Below are 20,196 nucleotides of genomic sequence, written 5' to 3' on the forward strand. Positions count from 1 at the left end.
CGGAGGACCCGCCCTTGTTTGATTCCGTCGTCGACTGGGTCGTCTCCCTCATGGACACCCTCGGGGCCACGGGCGTGGGTCTCGCGATCCTCATCGAGACCGTGTTTCCCCCGATCCCCAGTGAGCTGGTGCTCCCCCTCGCCGGTTTCAGTTCCACCCAGGGAGAGCTCAACGTATGGGCGGCCTTCATCGGCGCCACGACGGGCTCCCTGCTCGGTGCGTGGCTGCTGTACTGGCTGGGTGCGGCGGTCGGGGCGGACCGGCTGCGCGCCATCGCCGAGCGTATGTGGCTGACCGAAGGGGAGGACGTGGACAAGGCGCTGCGCTGGTTCAGCAGGTACGGGGAGGCCTCGATCCTGGTGGGGCGCCTGGTGCCGGGAGTGCGCAGTCTGGTGTCGATCCCGGCGGGTGTGCACCGCACCGGGCTGCTGAAGTTCTCGGTGCTCACGCTCATCGGGTCCGGTGTGTGGAACGGGGTGCTGATCTGGCTGGGCGTGGCCCTGGGGGCGAACTGGACCACCGTGTCCGACGTGATGGACCGCTACTCCAGCTGGGTGTACGTCGCCCTCGTGGTAGCGGTGGTGGCGGTGGTGGTCTACCTGGTGGTGCGCGACAGGCGCCGGAAGGCACGGCGGTTCAGCGACAGTTCATGACCGGGACACCGGCGGGACAGACCGTCCCCCTATGTTCTGTCCGGTCATGGATAACAACAACACGCCCCCGCCCAAGAGAACGACCCGCCGCTCCTTCCTGAAGGGAGCCGTCGCCGCCGGAGCGGCTGCGGCGGCAGGTGCGGTCTCCACCTCCCTCCTGCCGCCGTCCCTGCTGAACCAGCTGGCCACCGCCGCCCCGGCGGGGTCGCTCCGGGACGTCGAGCACGTCATCTTCCTCATGCAGGAGAACCGCGCCTTCGACCACTACTTCGGGACGCTGCGCGGCGTCCAGGGGTTCGACGACCCCTCTGTGCTGCGGCGCCGCGACGGCGGGACCGTCTTCGAGCAGCGCGACGGGGACGGCACCACGGTGCTGCCGTTCCCCATCCGCGGCTCGGCGGGACGCCAGTCGATGGACGCCGAGAACGTCGACGCCCTCAACCACGAGTGGGATGGTGGCACCGCGGCGCTCAACGGCGGCTGGTGCGACAACTGGATCGAGGCGAAGACCGCCTCGACGATGGCCTACTACGACCGCGAGGACCTGCCCTTCCACTACGAGCTCGCCGACACCTTCACCCTCTGCGACCAGTACTTCTGTTCGGTGCCGACGAGCACCTCACCGAACCGCAACTACTTCTTCTCCGGCTACACCGGACACGAGCCGGCCTCGCCGGACGAGCGTGCCGTGGACAACCGCGCCTACGAGGCGACCCACCCCGGCTACGACTGGCGGTGCCTCGCCGAGACCCTGCAGGACGCCGGGATCGACTGGCGGGTCTACCAGGAGTGGGACAACTTCACCGACAACAACCTGGAGTACTTCACCTACACCAGGGCGATCGCCCGCAAGGTGTTCCCCGGCCCCTTCGCCACCGGGGAGACGTACTACTCCGCGCTGCAGAAGGCGCGCGACGCCGGCGCCGACGCCCTCGTGGCGGCGATGGAGGCGCAGCTGGCCCGCAGGCTCGACGCCCTCAGCGACACCGAGCGCACCATCTTCGACCGGGCGCTGTACCGCTCCGAACCCGGGACGACGACCCAGCGCCTCGCCGCAGACATCGCCGCCGGGACACTGCCGGAGGTCTCGTGGGTCGTCCCGCCCAGCACCGAGTCCGAGCACCCCTCGGCGTCCTCCCCGAGGGCGTCGGCGAACCTGGTCTACCGGATCCTCGAGGCACTGGGCGACAACCCGGACGTGTGGCGCAGGACCGCCCTGGTGATCACCTTCGACGAGAACGACGGGTACTTCGACCATGTGCCGCCGCCCCGGCCGCCGGAGTCGGAGGAGGACGAGTGGTACCGGGGTGAGGCGCTGGGGTTCGGCAACCGTGTCCCCACCCTCATCGTCTCCCCGTGGACGGTCGGCGGGTTCCGGTGCTCGGAGGTCTTCGACCACACCTCGGCGGCGCAGTTCCTGGAGACGTGGAAGGGCATCGAGGTGCCGCTGGTCTCGGACTGGCGACGGCGCATCAGCGGCGACCTGACCAGTGCCTTCGACTTCCGTCGGCCGCGTGCGTTCACCCCGGTGGGGGCGCCGGCACCCACCGCCGGACTGGAGCCCCGGTGGCTCCCGGAGCCGCCGGCGACACCGTCGATGCCCACCCAGGAGCCCGGGGAACGGCCCCGGCGTCCCCTGCCGTACTCGCTGTCGGTGACCGCCACGCCGCGTCCCGACCGGTCGGCGGTGGAGCTGACGATGCACAACAGCGGAACAGCGACGGCGAACCTGCTGGTCTTCCCGTTCCACACGCCGGACGGGAAGGTCACCGGACACGACGTGCTGGGGTCCACGAACGTCGACGTCCCCGTCAGCACGGACGCTGACGGGGACGGACGGTACGACATCGTGGTCGCCGGACCCGCCGGCTTCCACTTCACCGCGCGCGGCTCGTTGGGCGGACCGGCCGGCTCCTAGCCGACCTTGTAGCCGTCGGCCTTGAGGGTCTCCTTGGCGGCCTCCTCGGACTCGGCGTTCTTGAACTCGAGGATCGTGTCCTGGTGGTTGTGGTCGTAGGCCTTCTGGCCCTTGCCCTCGGCACGGAGCCTCAGCAGCTCCTCGCGCTGCTCGCGCGGGGTCTGCGGGACACCGAACATCCGTCGGGCGACTTCCGGGGTGTACACCTTCGGCGACTCGGCGGGGATCCCGCGGATCGCCGGGTCGATGTAACGCTCGGCGCGGGGGCAGATACGTCCGACGACCCACATCATCGCGGCCGGGGACTTGCTGAACCCCTTGAGGATCGGCTTCCACAGCGCGAACATCGCCGCGTCCATGGCCTTGGACTGCTTCAGCCCCATCATGCCGCGCATCCAGTGCGGGTAGGTGGCGATGACGCTCCAGCGGAAGAAGGGCCGGCCGATCATGCGCAGCGGCTTCGGCAGGTCGACGAAGGCGTTCTCGAAGGCGTCGAGGATCTCGGAGATGTTGTAGACGGCGGCCTCGGAGGCGGAGAGCTTCTCACGCCAGCCGTCCAGGTAGGCCTGCACCTCGCCACGGGTGGAGGGCACGTCGTCGAGGTCGATGGGCTGGAACTGCGCGGCGATCTTCATCTGTGCCCAGTACTCGTTCTCCTCGTCGCGGGAGAGCTTGCCGGGGCCGAACTTCTCGTACACGTACAGGATCGAGTGCCACGCGGTGACCAGGATCCAGAGCTGGGAGGACGGCTTGTTCGCCTCGTAGTCGTTGCCGGTCACCGGGTTCACACCGTAGGAACGGTCGTGGACCTTCATGAGGATGTCGGACATCCGGGTCACGGTCTGGGCGTCGGCGAAGGTGACGGCGGCGAAGTACTCCATGGTCCGGTCGTAGCGCACGGGCATGCGCTTGATGACCTGCCCGGAGGCGTCGACGGCGGCGACGAGGTCCGGGTCGAGGTGCTCGATCGTCACCGCGCGGAAGAAGCCCTGCAGCGCGGAGGCGGGGAAGGTCCAGACCTTCCAGGCCACCGAGTCGGGGCCGAAGAAGCCCTCGTCGGCACGGACCAGCTTGTCCCCCTTGCCGCCCCGGCGGAACGTCCGCTTCGGGGTGTTCTCCGCCGCAGCGGCAGAATCGTTCTCATGGCCGGAAATCGGGCAAGCCATGGTGACCTCCATGTCGTCGTGTACTTGTAGCGTGCGTCACAGAACACTACCCGAAACAGAATCATTGCGAAAGCGAAATTGACGGAAAAGTGTGTCGCACGTCACCGACCTGCGCGGAAGCCGTGCAGCCTGGGGACCGGCTACGCCCCGGTCGCGGAGCCTGCGGGGTCGGTGTCCTCCGCGGCCTCCCGCACCGTCCTGGCCCGCTCCACGTCGCGGGCCAGCTGGTCCTCCGCCTTCTCGATGGCCACAGTGTCCCGCGCCTCGAGCTGCAGGTTCTCCTCCGCCGGCACCCCCGCCTTGAGCTGCCGGACCCGCTCGACCTCACTGTCGACCACCGCGCCGAACAGCAGCAGGATGTTGACGATGAACAGCCACAGCATCAGGATCACCACACCGGCCAGCGCCCCGTAGGTGAGGTTGTAGTTCCCGAAGTTCACGACGTAGAAGAAGAACACCACCGACGCCAGCACCGCCCCCGCGATCGCCAGCACCGCCCCCGGGCTGACCCACCACATGCCCCTGACCCGGATGTTCGGGGTGGTCCGGTACAGCAGCCCCACGAACAGGACCACGACGACGGCGACCACGACCCAGCGCAGCACACCCCACACCTGCAACGTCGTCTCCTGGAGACCCACGGTCGAGCCGATCATCTCGGCGATCGGCCCGGAGATCGCCAGCGCCACCAGGCCGAGGGCGATGAGCACCAGCAGGAAGGCGGTGAGCAGGTACATCTGGATGTTGTACTTGATCAGCCCACGCCCCTCAGGGGTGCCGTAGATGCTGTTCATCGCCCTGCCGAAGGTCTTGACGAATCCCGAGGCCGTCCACAGGGTGGTCGCCAGGCCGAGCACCAGCCCGAGTCCGGCGGACGGGGTGTTCAGGATCTCCGCGAGCACCGGCTCCACCGAGCCCCAGGCGGTGTCGGGGACCACCTTCTCGGCCTCCTCGAGCATCGACACCACGCTCTCCTCGCTCTGGCCGAACAGACCGAGGATCGAGACCAGCGCGATGAGCGCCGGGAACAGGGCGAGCAACGTCCGGAAGGCCAGGCTGCCGGCCAGGTCGATGCAGCCGCAGGCGAGAAAGCGCCGGAAAGACCGGCCGGGGATGTACCTCCAGGCCGGTGGCGAGTGCTGGGCTGAGACGTCGATGGTCACAGGCTAGCGAAACATGCTTCACCCCCGGTAACCGGACGCGCCCGGTGGCGGGGAGGTCCCGCTACACCCCGCGCTTCACGTCGATGACCCAGCCGGCGTCCCCGACGGCCTCGAACCGGGTGACCTCGTGGCCGTCCGTCGCCGCCCACCGCGGCAGTGCGTCGGTGGCCTGGGTGCAGTCGAACTCGATGACGAGCTCCTCGCCGACGTCGATGCGCCTGATCGCGTCCTTCGCCTCAATCAACGGGAAGGGGCACACCGCGCCCAGGGTGTCCATTTTCCACCGGCCGTCGCCCAGGTCGGTGAGGGTGCCGGTGTCACGGGCCGCGCCCACCACGCCCACCGCCGAGGCGTCCAGCACCGGTGCGGTGAGCAGTGCACCGCCGGACGTCGCGGCGGGGGCCTGCGCCGCCACCGGCGCCGGGCCGTCGTCCTGCGGGTTGTAGGGCTGGTCCGGCTTCAGCCAGATCTTCGCCGCCGCACCGACACCCAGCGCGATGGCCACGATCGCGACCCAGCCCTGGTAGCTGAACAGGGAAGTCTGGACCATGCCGTTGCCCACGGTGCAGCCGCCGGCCCACACGGCACCCACACCCATCATCACGCCGCCGACCACGGACCGCACCGCCTGGCGTCCGTCCGGGACACGCACGCGGAACTCACCCGACGCCTTCGCCGCGATGAAGGAACCGACGAGGATCCCCAGGACCAGCAGCACGCCCCAGTTCCAGTTCGCCGGGTTCGCGGTGGTGATCCAGGACGCCAGGTCGGCCGAGGGGGTGGTGATGCCGAGCCCGGAGTTACGCCCGGTCGCCGCGGACAGCGGCCATGCGACGACACCGATGACACCGACCACCGCCGCCGTGACGTAGAAGTGCCACGGCTTCTCGGTGAGCAGGTGCGCCAGCCCGGTCTTCTTCGGGGCGAGGGTTGCCGGGGCGGGCGTCGCCCGGTCGAGCGCGACGTAGTGCCGCACCATCAGCACGGTGACCACCACGATGACGGCGACGAACACCCACGGCGTGACACCGAGGGTCTCAGGGACCGTCGTAGCGCCGACGGTGACCCCGCCGAGAAGGTCGTTCATCCCGGACAGCGGCCCGTAGTTCATCGCCGCCGCCGACAGCGCGTACATCGCCAGCGCGATCCACGAACCGACGAGCCCTTCACCGGACCGGTACCAGGTGCCGGAGGCGCACCCGCCCGCCAGGACGATGCCGAGACCGAAGACGAAGCCCCCGACGACGACGGCCAGCGGGGCGAAGTCCTTGACCACCGGGTCGATGACCCCGGCACTCGTCAGTGCGGCGAGTCCGACGGCGTGGACGGCGATCACCACGAGTAGTGCGGTGACACCGCGCCAGGTCCGCTGGGTGAAGATGTCGCGGAGAAATCCGGTGACGCAGAAACGGCCGCGTTGCATGACGAAACCGAGGACGGCGCCGACGGCGAGTCCGGAGATGAGCATGAGGGTCCTCCCTGTGATCTGTCGGTGAACAGATCTGTCTAGTTGCGGTTGAGGAGCCTACACGGGGACGCGGCGGAGAGACAAGGAGAGACAAGGAGAGACAAGGGCGTGCACGCCGGCGGCGCGGACATCACAGGATGTACGAGCGAACCCCCACAGACTCCCTGCCGTCCAGCTCCGCCCCGAGTTCCTGAACGACCTGCACCAGACGCTCCCAGTCCCGGACGCTCGCGACCACGGACCGGCGTCCCGCGTTGATCTGCACCACCGGGAGGCCTGCCACCGCCTGCACCCGGCCGTCGAAGACGGTGTTCAGTCCGAAGAGATGCCTCGACCCCCAGTCATCCTTCAAGTCGACAACCGGGGCCACACGCTCGATTCGCTCGACCGTGGTCCGCATGACCCTTACTCCACCGGCGGAAATCCTCAGCTGCCCGTCGGAAACGACTACGAGCACAGTGAAGCTTCCGCACCAGACAGCCACCACCGCACACACGCCGGCGAGCCCCCAGTAGACGATGCCGAGTTCCAGTCCCCCGGCAGCGAAGAGCAGCGCAGATGCCCCGATGCTGCCGCCGAGGCCGATCCTGCCCTGCAACGGCGCCCAGACCCTGCTCCTGAACTCCTCCGATCTCACGGCCGTTCCCCGGACGGGACTTTCCTCGCCGCCTTACCGGCCGCGACCGTACCGACGATCATTCCCACGACCTGAACACACAGTGCGCCCAGCGGCACGGCGACCACAGCCTCCGGAACCCCGTTTCCGGAGACGACGAACCCCAGGACCAGCGCCACGGTGATCACCGCCATCACCACCCCGGACCAGCCGGTGACCTTCAGGTACGGAAGCGCCGCCCGGTGGCCGGCCTCCCAGGCCTCGTCCGAGGCGAGTGTGGACGCCAACCGCAGGCCGTAGATGCCGTTTCGCCTGAACGTGCCCGCCGCGGTCCTGCGGACCATGTCGCCGCAGAGGACGGTCACAAGGACGAGAGCACCGAGCGTGCTGAGCGTGGACCCCAAATCGGGGCTCCTTCCGTCGGGATCGGAGTCGTCCCACCCACCGCAGCCGTGAGCGGTCCTCCGTGAAATGTAAGATGTTTCCACAGAGTAAGCGCTCCCCGACGTTTCAGGAGAATCCGTGCTTTCACGCCCCCGCATGTCCGTGTGCGCCACCGTGGCCGCCGTCGCCGTCGCGGCAGGGGGCCTCCCCGCCGCAACCGCCGGCACCGCCACCTCCGACTCGGTCACCTGGGAGGACTGCCCGGAGCTGGTCACCGTCGAGGCCGCGGAGTGCGGACGCGTCGACGTCCCCATGTACCACGCGGACCCGGATGGCCCGCAGATCTCCGTCGGCTTCGTCCGAATCCCCGCGTCCGACCCGGACGCCCGGCGCGGCGCCCTCTTCGGCAACCCCGGCGGTCCCGGCGGCGACGGGTACTCCTTCTTCGGCTACGACGGGGAAGGCGGCATGGCCTGGCCCGAAGAGCTGCGGAGCGAATGGGACCTCATCGCGGTCCAGCCCCGTGGCCTCAGCGGCTCGACCCCGGTGGACTGCGACCACGACCCAGGCTTCGACCCGGTCCGCGCACAGCTGGAACCCGGCGGCTACCTCAAAGCCGCCTGCGAGACCGGCACCCCCGGGTACACCGACGCCCTCAACACCTCGGAGACCGCCGACGACTGGGACGATGTCCGCGCGGCCCTCGGCGAGGACAGCATCTCACTGCTCGGCCTGAGCTACGGGACCCACCTCGCGTCCACCTACGCCACGAAGTACCCGGGGCAGACCGACAGAGTGGTCCTCGATTCGGGCTTCGACACGAAACGTGCCTGGGCCGGTGTACTCGACGACCAGACGGGCGGCTACACCGGTGCTCTCCACGACTTCCTGCAGTGGACCGCCGACAACAACGACACCTACGGCCTCGGCGAGACCCCGCTGGAGGTGTACCGGGCCTGGTCACGGGTGATCGTGGAGGAGTCCGGGACGAACCCGACCGTCGTCCCGCCGCCGGCGCAGGTCGGCGACCTGCCTGAGGGCCTGCAGTGGGCCGGCCAGCCCGCCGCGGACTTCCTCACCGCGACGGGCCACCCGCAGGCCCGGCTGGAGAACCTCTTCCGCATGGTCAGCGCCCCCGGCGCGGTCCAGAGCTCGTCGATGACCCTCGCCCTGACCCGGATGATGCTCCCCGCCCCCGACCACTGGGGAACCCTGGCCGGCATGGTCGCCGGCACCGAAGAGGTCCCCGACGCCGGGGAGCTCGCCGCCCAGGGACAGGACCCGTCCGCCACTGTCCCCTTGTACATGCAGTCCATGGTGATCTGCAACGAGAACCAGGTGGCCCCCGACTACACCCGCGTGCCCGAGGCGGTGTGGAACGGCCTGGTCGTCCGGGACCAGTTCAGCGCCCCGGGCGATCTCGCCGCCGCCGGGATCAGCTGCTCCGGCATCGAGCCGGACGCCCCGTTCGTGGACATCAGCGGCGACGGCCTGGACGTCCGTCCCCTGCAGATCCAGGGCACCGGTGACCCGCAGACGGTCTACCGCACCCACCGCCCGATGGCCGAGGCGATGGGCAGCCACGTCATCACCGTGGACGGCCCCGGACACGCACAGGTCGGTGTGGGCAACGGGGTCGTCGACGACGCCGTCGTGGAGTACCTGCGTACCGGGCACACCGACGTGACGTCCGCCCCGTCGCGCCCGGTGGCCTGACCCGTCAGTCCTTGACCTCGGTGGCGTGCAGCTGCTCGTCGAGGTCCTCGGGGTCCAGGTTCGCCGCAGAGAAGGTCGAGGTCAGCGGCAGCCGCAGGTCAAGGTCCGTGCCCGGGCACAGTTCGATCTTGCCCTCGGCGAGGGTGAAGTCCAGGACGTGCCCGCCCACCGTCCGCCCGTCGTCGATGAAGTGGACGTGGCACCCCGGCACCGAGATGCCCTTCTCGAACACCGGTGTCCGGAAGCCCGCGATCACCCCGGAGACGTCCGAGAAATGCTGCTCGGCGTCGTCCCCCACCGCCTCCGTCATCGGAGGGTAGGGCTTCGACTGACGGACGACGGTCCGGGTGGTCACGTCACTGAACCGCCCGGTGATCCGCACCGCGTACATGTAGTTCTCCGAGGGAGTCATCTCGTCGATGAAGTCCGACAACTCCGACCGGCGGATGTTCTCCGGGGCGCGGCGACGGATCCGGGGGACGAAGTTCGTCGCCACCGCATAGGGGCTCCTGGCCTCCAGGTCCGCGCGCACCGCGGTGCCGTCGTGCCGCAACTGGTAGCACGTGCCGTCGATGATCACCATCTCCCCGTCGAGGGCGTCGAAGGTGCCCAGGCCGAAGTTGCCCTTGCCGAGCAGCTCGCCGACGGTCATCTCACCGTCGTAGATGCCGTCGAGCAGGGCGGTCATCAGGGAGTTCTGGAAGATCGTGTGGCGGGTGACAGGACGGTCGGTCATGCCGCCCAGGATAACCGCACGTCGCATGTCACCGTCACAGCGTTCCGGCGGCGAGCCGGGCACCGATGTCACGACCGATCCGTTCCAGGACCGGCAGCGGGCGGCGGATGCACTCCGCCACGTCCGGCTGGTAGTCGGTGAGACTGCGGACCTCGTCGAACAGGTCGCCTCCCCGCCCGTCGTCCAGTTGGTTCTGGCCGCAGACGGCGATCACGGGGAGACCCCGCTCCCGGGCACGCCAGGCGACACCGGCCGGGGCCTTCCCTCCGAGGGTCTGACCATCGAGCCTCCCCTCGCCGGTGACCACCAGGTCGACGCCGTCGAGGGCGGCGTCGAATCCGGTCTCCTCCAGCACCAGGCCCACCCCGGAGCGCATCTGCGCCCCCAGCAGCGCCAGGGCCATGAACCCCAGACCACCGGCGGCACCCGCACCTGGCTGCTCCGCCACACCGGAGGTCCCCAGGGCGTCCTCCACCACGCCGGCGACAATGCGCACCGCGGCGTCCACCTCGTCGAGCTCCCCCGGCGCCAGGCCCTTCTGCGGACCGAAGACCCGGGCCGCCCCCTCCGTCCCGCACAGCGGGTTGCGCACGTCGGAGGCGACCAGGAACTCGACGTCCGCCACCCGGGGATCCAGTCCGGCGGTGTCGACGGCGGCGATGTCCGCCAGGTTCACCACCCGCTCCACCTCCCGTCCGGCGTGGTCACGAAACTCCACGCCCAGGGCCCGGGCCATGCCGAAGCCTGCGTCCGTGGTGGCACTGCCGCCGAGTGCGAGGATGATCCTGCCTGCACCGTCGTCGAGCGCGGCGCGGATGAGGTCGCCGACACCCCACGACCCGGCCTGCCGGGCGTCCCGGGGATCCGGCGGCGCCCCGTCCGACGAGGCCATGTCCAGCCCGCAGGCGCGGGCGACCTCGACCACCGCCGTCGGGGCGGCGGCCGGGTCGCTCTCCTGCGACAGGCCGAACTCCGACGGCACAGGGCGGCCGTCCACTCCACGCACCGTGACGGCGCGGCGGCGGAAACCCAGGTCGTCGAAGACCTCGAGGGTGCCGTCCCCGCCGTCCGCCAGCGGCACCACGACCGCGCGGCAGCCTGCCGCCTCCAGCCCACGTGCCAGTGCCTCCCCCACCGAACGCGACGACGCCGACCCCTTGAACTTGTCGCAGCAGATCAAGGCGGTCGGCATCGGCGTGGGGAACAGGCGGTTACGCGGTGGTGGCCTTGGCCTCCGTGACGCGCTGCTTCAGGGCGCGGAACTGCTCCCAGACCTCCTCGGGCACCTTGGGGCCGAGGAAGGTGAGGTACTCGTCGTTGTCCTCGATGTCGCTGGCCCACTGCTCCGGCGGCGCGGACAGCGCGGTGCGGATGTCCTCCTCCGGCTCCGTGATGCCGTCCAGGTCGAGGTCCTCGTAGCGGGCCGTGTGGCCGACCACCGTCTCGTCGGCGCCGACCTTGCCCTCGATGCGCTCCACGATCCACTTGAGCACACGGCTGTTCTCGCCGAACCCGGGCCACAGGAAACGGCCGTCGTCGCCGCGGCGGAACCAGTTGACCAGGAAGACGTCCGGCATCTTGTCGCCGCCCTTCTTGCCCATGTCGATCCAGTGCTGCAGGTACTCACCGGCGTTGTAGCCGATGAAGGGCAGCATCGCCATCGGGTCGTGGCGCAGGGTGCCCACGGAACCTTCCTGGGCCGCGGTCTGGCCGGAGGCCATCAGCGCGCCGACCATGGTGGCGTGCTCCCAGTCGTAGGTCTGCGACACCAGCGGCACCGTGTCCGCACGGCGGCCGCCGAACAGGATGGCGTCGACCTTGACGCCCTTCCAGTCGTCGAACTCCGGTGCGGCGACCGGGCACTGTGCCAGCGGCACGCAGTAGCGGGAGTTCGGGTGGGCGGCCTTCTCGTCGGAGTCCGGCGTCCAGTCGTTGCCCTTCCAGTCGATGAGGTGCTCCGGGGTCTCCCCGCCGATGCCCTCCCACCAGACGTCACCGTCGTCGGTGAGCGCGACGTTGGTGAACAGGGTGTTCCCTGCCTCCATGGTCTCCATGGCGATCGGGTTGGAGCCGTAGCTGGTGCCCGGTGCCACGCCGAAGAAGCCGTTCTCCGGGTTCACGGCGTAGAGGTGGCCGTCCTCACCGAACTTCAGCCAGGCGATGTCGTCGCCGACGACCTGGGCCTTCCAGCCCGGGATGGTCGGGGTGATCATGGCCAGGTTGGTCTTGCCGCAGGCCGAGGGGAAGGCGCCGAGGATGTGGTAGTCCTTGCCCTCCGGGCTGGTCAGCTTCAGGATGAGCATGTGCTCGGCGAGCCAGCCCTCCTCCTTGGCCATGACCGAGGCGATGCGCAGGGCGTAGCACTTCTTGGCCAGGATGGCGTTTCCGCCGTACCCGGAGCCGTAGGACCAGATCTCCTTGGTCTCCGGGAACTGGGTGATGTACTTGGTGTCGTTGCACGGCCACGGCACGTCCTCCTCGCCCGGCTCCAGCGGAGAGCCGACGGAGTGCAGGCAGCGGACGAAGGCGCCGTCGGTGCCCAGCTTGTCGAGCGCCTCCTGGCCCATGCGGGTCATGACCCCCATGGAGAGCACCACGTAGGCGGAGTCGGTGAGCTGCACGCCCAGCTTCGGCTCCGGGTCGCTGATCGGACCCATGCAGAACGGGACGACGTACATGGTGCGCCCACGCATCGACCCGGCGAAGTGCTCGGACATCTCCTCCTTCATCGCCGCCGGCGGGGCCCAGTTGTTCGTGGGGCCGGCGCCCTCCTGCTTCTCGGAGCAGATGAAGGTCCGTGACTCGACGCGGGCGACGTCCGCCGGGTTCGAGCGGGCGAGGAAGCTGTTCGGGCGCTTCTCCTCGTTGAGCTTGGTCAGCGTGCCCGCCTCGACGAGTTCACCCGTCAGACGGTCCCACTCCTCCCGTGACCCGTCGACGAAGACCACGTTCTCCGGCTGAAAAAGTTCGACTGCCTCGGTAATCCAGGCGAGGAGACCCTCGTGCTGGGTGGGTGGCTGGCCGACGAGCCCGGGGATGGTCATGAAAACTCCTGACGAGATGTGTTTCAGAACTGTTCTGAGAGTTGATGAGGTCTTCTGCGTCCCACAAGACTAACCCCAGTTCCCCCTGTCCACACATTCCCACCCGCGCGCGTCCCACGATCCACGTCCGTTTCCGGGGGTAGCCGGGGGGAGCCCGGGCGGGCTGCCCTCCCGTCCTCCCTGCTCACCGGGATGATCGACCTGCCCGGGCACCCCCTCCCCGGCGATACTCGCCCCGGTATCCGGCCCCGTCGATGTGACAGAAGACACATCTGCGTGTATCTCGGCCGGCCCCGTCGACCCCGCGGCAGGGTCCCGCATGCAGTCCAGGCGACGCCACGAGGACCATCCGCCGTCGAAGGTGACCACCGACAGCGTGTCCACCCGGCCGTCGCCGTCGGTGTCGGCGCAGATGGTCATGCCGGTGTCGTCGGTCAGCGTGACCGACTCCTCCCCCGGCAGGCTGTGCGACACCGGCAGGCCGAAGGTCAGGTCCCCCAGGTCCAGCAGCAGGCCTCCACCCGTGCCGCCGGTGCCGCCGCCGGGACCGTACGTGCCGTCCGGACCGGGGGGCGCGTCCGTCACCGGGTCCAGCCCCGCGGCGCCGGGCAGTCCATCCGTGCCCCAGCCGGTCATGACGCACCCCCGGGCAGCCGCCCTGCCACGGGTGGGACAGAGAGACGGGCGACGACGTCGGTGACCGTCACCGCCCACCGTCGCCGCAGGGACGCCGCCAGACGCGCCGCCGCCTGCTCCCGGCGCGCCGTCCGTCCGGCCCACCACCGCGCGGCGGCGGTCGCCACCGTGACGAGGACGCCGACCGCCACACCGGCGGCCACCGAATCGGTCAACCGCACGACCCCTGCCGCCGCAGCCGCCCCGGCGCCGACCGCGGCGGTGGCCGTCACCACCCGGGGCGCCAGCCCGCGCGGCGGCCCGGAAGCGGTCGCCGGCGTCCCCTCCTCCTCCGACACGTCCGCCGGGGCGAGGTGCGGCATCTCCACCCCCTGTTCCAGGACCGCGACCGTCAGGCGGGCACGGAACGCCCGGTCCAGCTCCACCGCGTCCACTGTGCCACCTGTACCCGCATTGTCCAGCAGCTCCGTGGCCGTCCGGTCCGCCGCGAGCCGCACGGCGATGCGTACCCGGTCGAGCCGGTCGGCGTCGGCGCGTCGGGCGTCCGCGGCCCACCGCCCGAGATCCACCCACATGCCGTCGAGCACCTCGGCGAGGCCCGCCAGGGACGTCCGTCCTGCGTACCCGTCGTCGCCCCACGTGCAGTGCACCACCCCGGTCTCGTCGGTGAGCGCACCGCCGTCCGGCCCGTCCCGCGTGTAGACCACCACCACGCCCATCGCGTCGCGGACGGCCCGGATGACCTCCATGTCCTCCGCCGTGACCTCCGGTGAGGTGACCACGGCGACCACCCCGTCCGCCTCCCCGGGCCCGGCGCCGGCGGCGAACCGCCTCCCCGGACGCCCCGCGGACGTCCTGACCCCTGCCGTTACCTGCTCGACGGCCCGCGTATCCGGGCCGATCACAGAAATGACCGTCACACTTCCCCCTAGTTCCCTGTACCGCTGTGTTCTGCCACAATGAGGGGGATGTCTATTCCCGATAACCCCCCAGCACCGCGTTCGGGTGGCCGCGGCCGCCCCCTGCAGACCGAGTTTAACGACGGACGCGACTATCCGCGACTGGGTAGCTTCAGTTTCCGGCGCGGAACCCTCACCGACAACCAGGAGGCCCTCTGGGAGGACAACTGGCCGTCGCTGGGCATCGAGCTCACCGACGACCTGACCGACCCGGTCGACCTGGACAGCTGGTTCGGACGCACCGGCCACGACACCATCGTCGAGGTCGGTTCCGGTACCGGCACCTCCACCGCGGCGATGGCGCCGCTGGAGGCGGACACCAACATCGTCGCCGTGGAGATCTACCGTCCCGGCCTGGCGAAGCTGCTCGGCGCGGTCGTGCGCGGCGACATCAGCAACGTCCGCATGGTGAAGGGCGACGGGGTCGAGGTGCTGCAGCGCCTCTTCGCCCCGGGCAGCCTGGCCGGTGTGCGTGTCTTCTTCCCCGACCCCTGGCCGAAGGCGCGTCACCACAAGCGCCGGATCATCCAGACCGGTACGCTGCATCTCATCGCGTCGCGCCTGCGGCCCGGCGGGATCCTGCACGTGGCCACCGACCACGCCGACTACGCGGAGTGGATCGACGACCTCGTCGAGGCCGAACCCGACCTGGAGTACCTCGGCTGGCCGGAGGACGAGGCGGAGCGGGAACGCACCGTCCCGGTGCTGACCGACCGTCAGATCGTGACGAAGTTCGAGGGCAAGGGTCTGGACAAGGACCACACCATCCGCGAGTACCTCTGGAGACGGCGATGAGCGGCAACGACACGCTTTCCTACACCGGCCAGCCCGAGCGCTCGCCGGTGTACCTGCTGGTGTGGGACGCGCCGAACATCGACATGGGGCTCGGGTCCCTGCTGGGGGGACGCCCCGACGCCGTGCACCGTCCCCGTTTCGACGCGGTCGGCCGCTGGCTGATCGACGTCGCCCGGGACGCCGCACCCGGCACCGACGACGGCACCGACGCTGACGCCGGTGCCGCACCGGTCCCCGAGGCGACGGTGTTCACCAACGTCGCCCCCGGCTCCGCCGAGCAGATCCGCGGCTGGGTCGATGCCCTGCGCAACGTCGGTTTCGCCGTCTTCGCCAAGCCGAAGCTGACCGAGGACTCCGACGTCGACCCGGACATGCTCGACCACATCCGGCGGCGGCGGGACGAGGGTGTGCTCGACGGACTGGTCGTCGCCAGCGCCGACGGCCAGAACTTCCGCGAACTGCTCGAGGAGCTCGCCGCCGAGATCCCGGTGACCGTCCTCGGATTCCACGAGCACGCGCACTGGGCCGTGGAGAACGACACCCTGGAGTTCCTCGACCTCGAGGACATCCCCGGGGTCTTCCGCGCCCCGCTCCCGCGGGTCAACCTCGACTCCCTGCCGGACGACGGTGCATGGCTCCAGCCGTACCGGCCGCTCTCCGCACTGGTTCGCTGAAAGGAGCCTTCTCACAGTGTTCACGACATGGGGAGACATCGCCTTCCGTTTCCGTCGGGTCATCCCCGCCGTCATCATCGCGCTGATCGGCGTCCTCTACCTGGGTGTCGGCACCCAGCTGGGTGACCGGATGAGCCAGGAGGGCTGGGACGACCCGCACAGCGACTCCACCCGCGCGGCGCAGATCGAGCAGGACACCTTCGGTCGCGACGCCTCCGGCGACGTCATCGTCCTGGTCACCAGTGACGGCCCCGACGGGGCCGACCTGACCGACCCCGCCCTGCAGGAGAACGTCACCAGCCAGCTCAACGCCATCGCCGTCGGCAACCAGGACGCCGTCGCCGGGGTGACGAGCTACTTCGACACCGGTCACGAGCAGATGCTCGCCGACGACGGCTCCGCCGCGTTCGCCGCGATCAGCCTGCACGGCACCGAGGACGAGGTCCTCCAGAACTTCCGGGTCATCGAGGACGACCTGCACGACATCAGCGTCGACGGCGCCACGGTGGAGATCGGCGGCGCCACGGCGGTCGCCGGCGCCCTGGACTCGGGCATGGGTGACGACATCCAACGCGCCGAGCTGATCGGCCTGCCCGTCGTCGCCCTGCTGCTGCTCGTCATCTTCGGCAGTGTGGTGGCCGCCCTGATGCCGCTGATCGTCGGCGTGCTGTCGATCCTCGGCTCCATGGGCATCCTGTCGGTGCTGGCCGGCATCACCCAGGTCAACACCTTCTCCCAGTCGGTGGTCACGCTGCTGGGACTGGGGCTGGCGATCGACTACGGCCTGTTCATGGTCTCCCGCTTCCGGGAGGAACTCGCGGAGGGCAACGACACCCGCACGGCGGTGCGCAACACCACCGCCTCGGCGGGCAAGACGGTGGTGTTCTCCGCCCTGATGGTGGCTGTCGCCCTGTCGAGCCTGCTGATGTTCCCGCAGGCCTTCCTGAAGTCGGTGGCCTACGGCGCGATCTCCGCGGTGGGGCTGGCCGCCCTGATCAGCGTGGCCGTTCTGCCGAGCATTTTCTCGATGCTGGGCCACCGGATCGACAAGTGGACGATCGTCCGCCGCGGACGCACCCGTGAGGCCACGGTGCAGTCCTGGTGGGGCAGGATCCCCACCTTCGCGATGAAGCACGCCAAGTTGATGACGGTGGGCATCGTCGCCCTGCTGATCCTGCTGACCATCCCGCTGAGCGGGGTGAAGTTCGGCGGCATCAACGAGACCTACCTGCCGCCGGACAACTCCACCCGCGTGGCCCAGGCCCACTTCGACGAGAACTTCCCCGAGTTCCGCACCGACCCGGTGAAACTGGTCATCGAGGGCGACAACACCGCCGTCGGCGAGGTCTTCCAGAAGGCCAACGCCGTCGAGGGACTGACCGGGGACTTCCAGGTCACCCGCCCCACCGAGGACGGGGTCACCGTGCTCTCCGCCGGCATCGCCGACCGGAACGACAACGACCGGATCGTCAACGAACTGCGCGACATCGCCCACGGCCTCAACGCCGACGGGACGGTTCTCGTCGCCGGTACCCCGGCGATGGAGATCGAGTCGATCGAGGCACTGTTCGACAAGCTGCCGTGGATGCTGGTGTACATCATCGCCGCCACGTTCATCCTGCTGTCGCTGGTGTTCGGTTCGGTGATCCTGCCCGCGAAGGCCGTGATCATGAACATCCTGGGCACCGGCGCCACCCTGGGCATCCTGACCGCCCTGTTCGTCGACGGTGTCGGCGCGGACCTGTTCAACTTCTCCCCCGGCCCGCTGATGAGCCCGGTGCTGGTCCTCATCGTGGCGATCATCTACGGGCTGTCCACGGACTACGAGGTGTTCCTGGTGTCCAGGATGGTCGAGGCCCGGGCACACGGGGCCTCGACACCGCAGGCCATCAGGTTCGGTACGGCGACCACCGGCGGCATCATCACCGCGGCGGCGTTGATCATGATCGTCGTCGCCGGGGCGTTCGCCTTCTCCGACATCGTGATGATGAAGTACATCGCCTTCGGCATGATCGCGGCCCTGGTCATCGACGCCACGGTGATCCGTATGCTGCTCGTGCCGGCCGTGATGTACCTGCTGCGGGAGGACTGCTGGTGGGCCCCCAGGTGGGTCACCGCACTGTCGAGGAAGATCGGCCACAACGAGCGGCTGGAGGGCTTCAGCCACGACGCCGGCCCGCCGGCCGCCACGCAGGGGCCTGCGCCGGAACCTGCCCCGGAGACCGCTCCTGCGGCCGCCACCGTCGGTGCCCCGGCGGAGACGGACGACGCCGGGGACACCGAGGAGTCCCGTTCCGGCGGCGTGGTCGTCTCCCGCTCACCGATCCCCGAGGCACAGCCCGAGGCCCGGGCCACTGACGACGCCGACGACGCCGACTCCTACGGCGCCCACGCCACCACAGACGGCGCGATCCCCTTCACGGAGCTCATGCGCCGCCTGCAGGAGGAGCAGCAGCGTCGCGGGGACCGGGAGGACTGAGCGACACCATGGCACCGAAGCAACCGACGAGCCAGATGCGTCACCGGTGGAGGATCTTCCTCCACTGGGTGAAAGACCCGCGCGTGCGCGCGCTGCTCACGCTGATGCTGCTCGGTGCCGTCATCTTCCTCGCCCGCGACCACTACCACTTCCTCGAGGAGGGGTGGCAGGCGATGCTGCAGGCCAACAACTGGTTCATCCTCGCCGCTGTCGTGGCGATGAGTCTGTCGATGGTGGCCCAGGCGGAGGTGATGGTCGCGCTGCTGCGGCCGGCCGGGGTGGCGGTGAAGCGCACCAGCGCCAACGCACTGGGGCTGTCAGCCAACTCCTGGTCGTCGTCCTTCCCCGGCGGTCCCGCGATCTCCGCTGCGATGATCTTCCGTGAGCAGATGAAGTGGGGCGCCACCGGCGTGGTCGCCAGCTGGTACCTGGTGATCTCGGGGGCCTTGTCCGGGGCGAGCATGGCGCTGCTCGGCTTCGGCGCGGTGTTCTTCCTGCAGGCGAACGTGCACGTGGTGTCCCTGACCGTGTCACTGCTGGCACTGGCCGCGCTGATCCTGGCGACGAACTGGATCGCCCGCCACCCTGACAAGGTCCAGGCAGGCCTCCTGTCAGCGATGACCTGGTTCAACCGGAAGCGGCGCAAGCCGCTGGAGCGCTTCCACGAGCAGATCCGCAGTTTCGCCGACCAGCTGCGGGCGGTCGACCTCTCGCCGAAGTGGCTGAGTTACGCGGTCGCGGTCTCTCTGCTCAACTGGGTGCTCGAGATCGTCTGCCTGTTCCTCTGCATCCTGGCCATCGGGGCGGAGCCCAGTGTCGCCGGGGCGGTGCTGGCCTTCATCACGGCGAAGTTGATCGGCCAGGCACAGATCACCCCGGGTGGTCTCGGGCCGGTGGACATCACGCTCACCACCATGCTGGTGGGTACCGCCGGACTGAGCTCCGGGCAGGCCGTGGCCGCGGTGATCGTGTTCCGCATGGTCAGCTTCGCCCTGCTCACCCTGGTCGGCTGGCTGGTGTTCCTCTGGACCTTCGTCCGCCCCGCCGAGGAGCACGTCGCCGAGGACGGTACCCCCGGTACCGCTCCCCGTCACGCGGGCATCGGACTGACGATCCGCCAGATCACCGGCGGTTCGGCGGCCCGCGACCCCCGGCACTCGAAGAGAGGGCCGGACGACGAGGTGATCGACCGCCTGCCCAGGTACCCGGACCAGCAGCCGGACCGTTGACCGCCGCACCACGGAATCTCCGGGTGAGTTTCAGCGCAACCACCTAGACTGGGTGACATGACGAACTCCCCCGATGCGACGTCCGGCCCCACCGGCCCGCTCTCCGCCACTGCCGGCATCTCGACGACGATGGCACTGATCATCGACGCCATCGCCGTCCTCATCTTCGCCCTGCTGGGCAAGCTCTTCCACAACTCCGGGGACTTCAGCGTCCTCGGGTGGCTGGGCACCGCCTGGCCGTTCCTGCTCGGCCTCGCGGTCGCCTGGGCCCTCCTGTTCACCGGTGTCCTGCGCCCCGCCCCGGGCTCGGGACTGGGAATCCTCATCGTCACCTGGTTCGTCGGCATCGTGGTGCGCAGTGTCGTCACGGTCTCGGTGGCGTGGGGATTCGTGCTGACCTCGCTGATCTTCCTGGGAATCCTCATGCTGGGGTGGCGGGTGGTCGCCTCCTTCGTCACCCGGCGGCAGCCCACGTCCTGACGAACTCCAGGAAGCCGGCGACCGGCGGCACCGGAGCCGCGGGGGCCGATGAACCCCCCCCCCCCCCCCCCCCCCCCCCA

18 protein-coding genes are annotated in these 20,196 nt (G+C 69.6%); 8 read left to right on the plus strand and 10 right to left on the minus strand.

From position 1 onward, the window contains the following. Positions 1 to 14: 14 nt before the first annotated feature. Both Q0A34_RS06760 and Q0A34_RS06765 read left to right on the plus strand, forming a co-directional pair. Positions 15 to 653 carry a DedA family protein gene (locus tag Q0A34_RS06760; protein ID WP_291479238.1) on the plus strand — a complete coding sequence of 213 codons (639 nt, stop codon included), beginning with the start codon at positions 15 to 17 and terminating at the stop codon, positions 651 to 653. A 46-nt stretch (positions 654 to 699) separates the two neighbouring features. Next, positions 700 to 2,571, plus strand: coding sequence for a phosphocholine-specific phospholipase C (locus tag Q0A34_RS06765; RefSeq protein WP_291479239.1), 1,872 nt, complete (start codon positions 700 to 702; stop codon positions 2,569 to 2,571). Here the strand turns inward: Q0A34_RS06765 and Q0A34_RS06770 are convergent. The 5 genes from Q0A34_RS06770 to Q0A34_RS06790 all read right to left on the minus strand — a co-directional run bounded on the left by Q0A34_RS06770 (position 2,568) and on the right by Q0A34_RS06790 (position 7,388). Then, positions 2,568 to 3,737 (minus strand): oxygenase MpaB family protein, encoded by a 1,170-nt coding sequence (locus tag Q0A34_RS06770; RefSeq protein ID WP_291479240.1) that lies wholly within the window; start codon positions 3,735 to 3,737, stop codon positions 2,568 to 2,570. The two genes, Q0A34_RS06765 and Q0A34_RS06770, sit on opposite strands and share 4 nt — an antisense overlap. A gap of 140 nt (positions 3,738 to 3,877) precedes the next feature. Further along, a complete protein-coding gene (locus tag Q0A34_RS06775; protein ID WP_291479241.1) occupies positions 3,878 to 4,900 on the minus strand; it encodes a YihY/virulence factor BrkB family protein in 1,023 nt (340 codons plus the stop codon). A gap of 61 nt (positions 4,901 to 4,961) precedes the next feature. Beyond that, on the minus strand, positions 4,962 to 6,368 hold the full coding sequence (locus Q0A34_RS06780) for a YeeE/YedE thiosulfate transporter family protein (RefSeq protein ID WP_291479242.1): 1,407 nt from the start codon (positions 6,366 to 6,368) through the stop codon (positions 4,962 to 4,964). 130 nt (positions 6,369 to 6,498) lie between these two features. Beyond that, on the minus strand, positions 6,499 to 7,005 hold the full coding sequence (locus Q0A34_RS06785; RefSeq protein WP_291479243.1) for a hypothetical protein: 507 nt from the start codon (positions 7,003 to 7,005) through the stop codon (positions 6,499 to 6,501). Then, on the minus strand, positions 7,002 to 7,388 hold the full coding sequence (locus tag Q0A34_RS06790; protein ID WP_291479244.1) for an SdpI family protein: 387 nt from the start codon (positions 7,386 to 7,388) through the stop codon (positions 7,002 to 7,004). The genes Q0A34_RS06785 and Q0A34_RS06790 overlap by 4 nt, the downstream gene beginning before the upstream one ends. A gap of 118 nt (positions 7,389 to 7,506) precedes the next feature. On the opposite strand from Q0A34_RS06790, the gene Q0A34_RS06795 reads away from it, so the two are divergent. After that, complete coding sequence (locus Q0A34_RS06795; protein ID WP_363316434.1) at positions 7,507 to 9,084, plus strand: alpha/beta hydrolase; 1,578 nt, start codon at positions 7,507 to 7,509, stop codon at positions 9,082 to 9,084. A gap of 4 nt (positions 9,085 to 9,088) precedes the next feature. On the opposite strand, the gene budA is transcribed toward Q0A34_RS06795, so the two are convergent. The 5 genes from budA to Q0A34_RS06820 form a co-directional block, all read right to left on the minus strand. Further along, positions 9,089 to 9,820, minus strand: coding sequence for an acetolactate decarboxylase (budA, locus tag Q0A34_RS06800; RefSeq protein WP_291479245.1), 732 nt, complete (start codon positions 9,818 to 9,820; stop codon positions 9,089 to 9,091). Between the two features lie 34 nt (positions 9,821 to 9,854). Then, the gene (locus tag Q0A34_RS06805; RefSeq protein WP_291479246.1) at positions 9,855 to 11,012 is read right to left on the minus strand and encodes a glycerate kinase; all 1,158 of its coding nucleotides are present in this window, start codon (positions 11,010 to 11,012) and stop codon (positions 9,855 to 9,857) included. A gap of 19 nt (positions 11,013 to 11,031) precedes the next feature. Beyond that, a complete protein-coding gene (locus Q0A34_RS06810; protein ID WP_291479247.1) occupies positions 11,032 to 12,864 on the minus strand; it encodes a phosphoenolpyruvate carboxykinase (GTP) in 1,833 nt (610 codons plus the stop codon). A 69-nt stretch (positions 12,865 to 12,933) separates the two neighbouring features. Continuing rightward, positions 12,934 to 13,500, minus strand: a complete 567-nt coding sequence (locus tag Q0A34_RS06815) for a DUF6802 family protein (protein WP_291479248.1) — start codon at positions 13,498 to 13,500, stop codon at positions 12,934 to 12,936. Then, complete coding sequence (locus tag Q0A34_RS06820) at positions 13,497 to 14,420, minus strand: hypothetical protein (protein WP_291479249.1); 924 nt, start codon at positions 14,418 to 14,420, stop codon at positions 13,497 to 13,499. The genes Q0A34_RS06815 and Q0A34_RS06820 overlap by 4 nt, the downstream gene beginning before the upstream one ends. A gap of 39 nt (positions 14,421 to 14,459) precedes the next feature. Between Q0A34_RS06820 and trmB the strand changes: the two genes are divergently transcribed. From trmB to Q0A34_RS06845, 5 genes are read left to right on the plus strand one after another with little or no spacing between them, the layout of a single operon-like run. Then, positions 14,460 to 15,254 (plus strand): tRNA (guanosine(46)-N7)-methyltransferase TrmB, encoded by a 795-nt coding sequence (gene trmB / locus Q0A34_RS06825; RefSeq protein ID WP_291479250.1) that lies wholly within the window; start codon positions 14,460 to 14,462, stop codon positions 15,252 to 15,254. Next, on the plus strand, positions 15,251 to 15,928 hold the full coding sequence (locus tag Q0A34_RS06830; RefSeq protein WP_291479251.1) for an NYN domain-containing protein: 678 nt from the start codon (positions 15,251 to 15,253) through the stop codon (positions 15,926 to 15,928). Before trmB ends, Q0A34_RS06830 begins: the two co-directional genes overlap by 4 nt. A 16-nt stretch (positions 15,929 to 15,944) precedes the next feature. Further along, positions 15,945 to 18,407, plus strand: coding sequence for an MMPL family transporter (locus Q0A34_RS06835; protein ID WP_291479252.1), 2,463 nt, complete (start codon positions 15,945 to 15,947; stop codon positions 18,405 to 18,407). An 8-nt stretch (positions 18,408 to 18,415) separates the two neighbouring features. Beyond that, positions 18,416 to 19,636 (plus strand): YbhN family protein, encoded by a 1,221-nt coding sequence (locus Q0A34_RS06840; protein WP_291479253.1) that lies wholly within the window; start codon positions 18,416 to 18,418, stop codon positions 19,634 to 19,636. 57 nt (positions 19,637 to 19,693) lie between these two features. Then, the gene (locus tag Q0A34_RS06845; protein ID WP_291479254.1) at positions 19,694 to 20,116 is read left to right on the plus strand and encodes a DUF3054 domain-containing protein; all 423 of its coding nucleotides are present in this window, start codon (positions 19,694 to 19,696) and stop codon (positions 20,114 to 20,116) included. The last annotated feature ends 80 nt before the right edge of the window (positions 20,117 to 20,196 follow it).

Origin of the sequence: Corynebacterium sp., assembly GCF_022712195.1 — a bacterium.
Classification (GTDB): Bacteria; Actinomycetota; Actinomycetes; order Mycobacteriales; family Mycobacteriaceae; genus Corynebacterium.

Coding starts and splice junctions, on each gene's coding strand:
- Q0A34_RS06765 (WP_291479239.1), top strand. CDS start 700: ATGGATAACAACAACACGCCCCCGCCCAAGAGAACGACCCGCCGCTCC.
- Q0A34_RS06770 (WP_291479240.1), bottom strand. CDS start 3,737: ATGGCTTGCCCGATTTCCGGCCATGAGAACGATTCTGCCGCTGCGGCG.
- Q0A34_RS06780 (WP_291479242.1), bottom strand. CDS start 6,368: ATGCTCATCTCCGGACTCGCCGTCGGCGCCGTCCTCGGTTTCGTCATG.
- budA (WP_291479245.1), bottom strand. CDS start 9,820: ATGACCGACCGTCCTGTCACCCGCCACACGATCTTCCAGAACTCCCTG.
- Q0A34_RS06805 (WP_291479246.1), bottom strand. CDS start 11,012: ATGCCGACCGCCTTGATCTGCTGCGACAAGTTCAAGGGGTCGGCGTCG.
- Q0A34_RS06810 (WP_291479247.1), bottom strand. CDS start 12,864: ATGACCATCCCCGGGCTCGTCGGCCAGCCACCCACCCAGCACGAGGGT.
- Q0A34_RS06815 (WP_291479248.1), bottom strand. CDS start 13,500: ATGACCGGCTGGGGCACGGATGGACTGCCCGGCGCCGCGGGGCTGGAC.
- trmB (WP_291479250.1), top strand. CDS start 14,460: ATGAGGGGGATGTCTATTCCCGATAACCCCCCAGCACCGCGTTCGGGT.
- Q0A34_RS06830 (WP_291479251.1), top strand. CDS start 15,251: ATGAGCGGCAACGACACGCTTTCCTACACCGGCCAGCCCGAGCGCTCG.
- Q0A34_RS06840 (WP_291479253.1), top strand. CDS start 18,416: ATGGCACCGAAGCAACCGACGAGCCAGATGCGTCACCGGTGGAGGATC.
- Q0A34_RS06845 (WP_291479254.1), top strand. CDS start 19,694: ATGACGAACTCCCCCGATGCGACGTCCGGCCCCACCGGCCCGCTCTCC.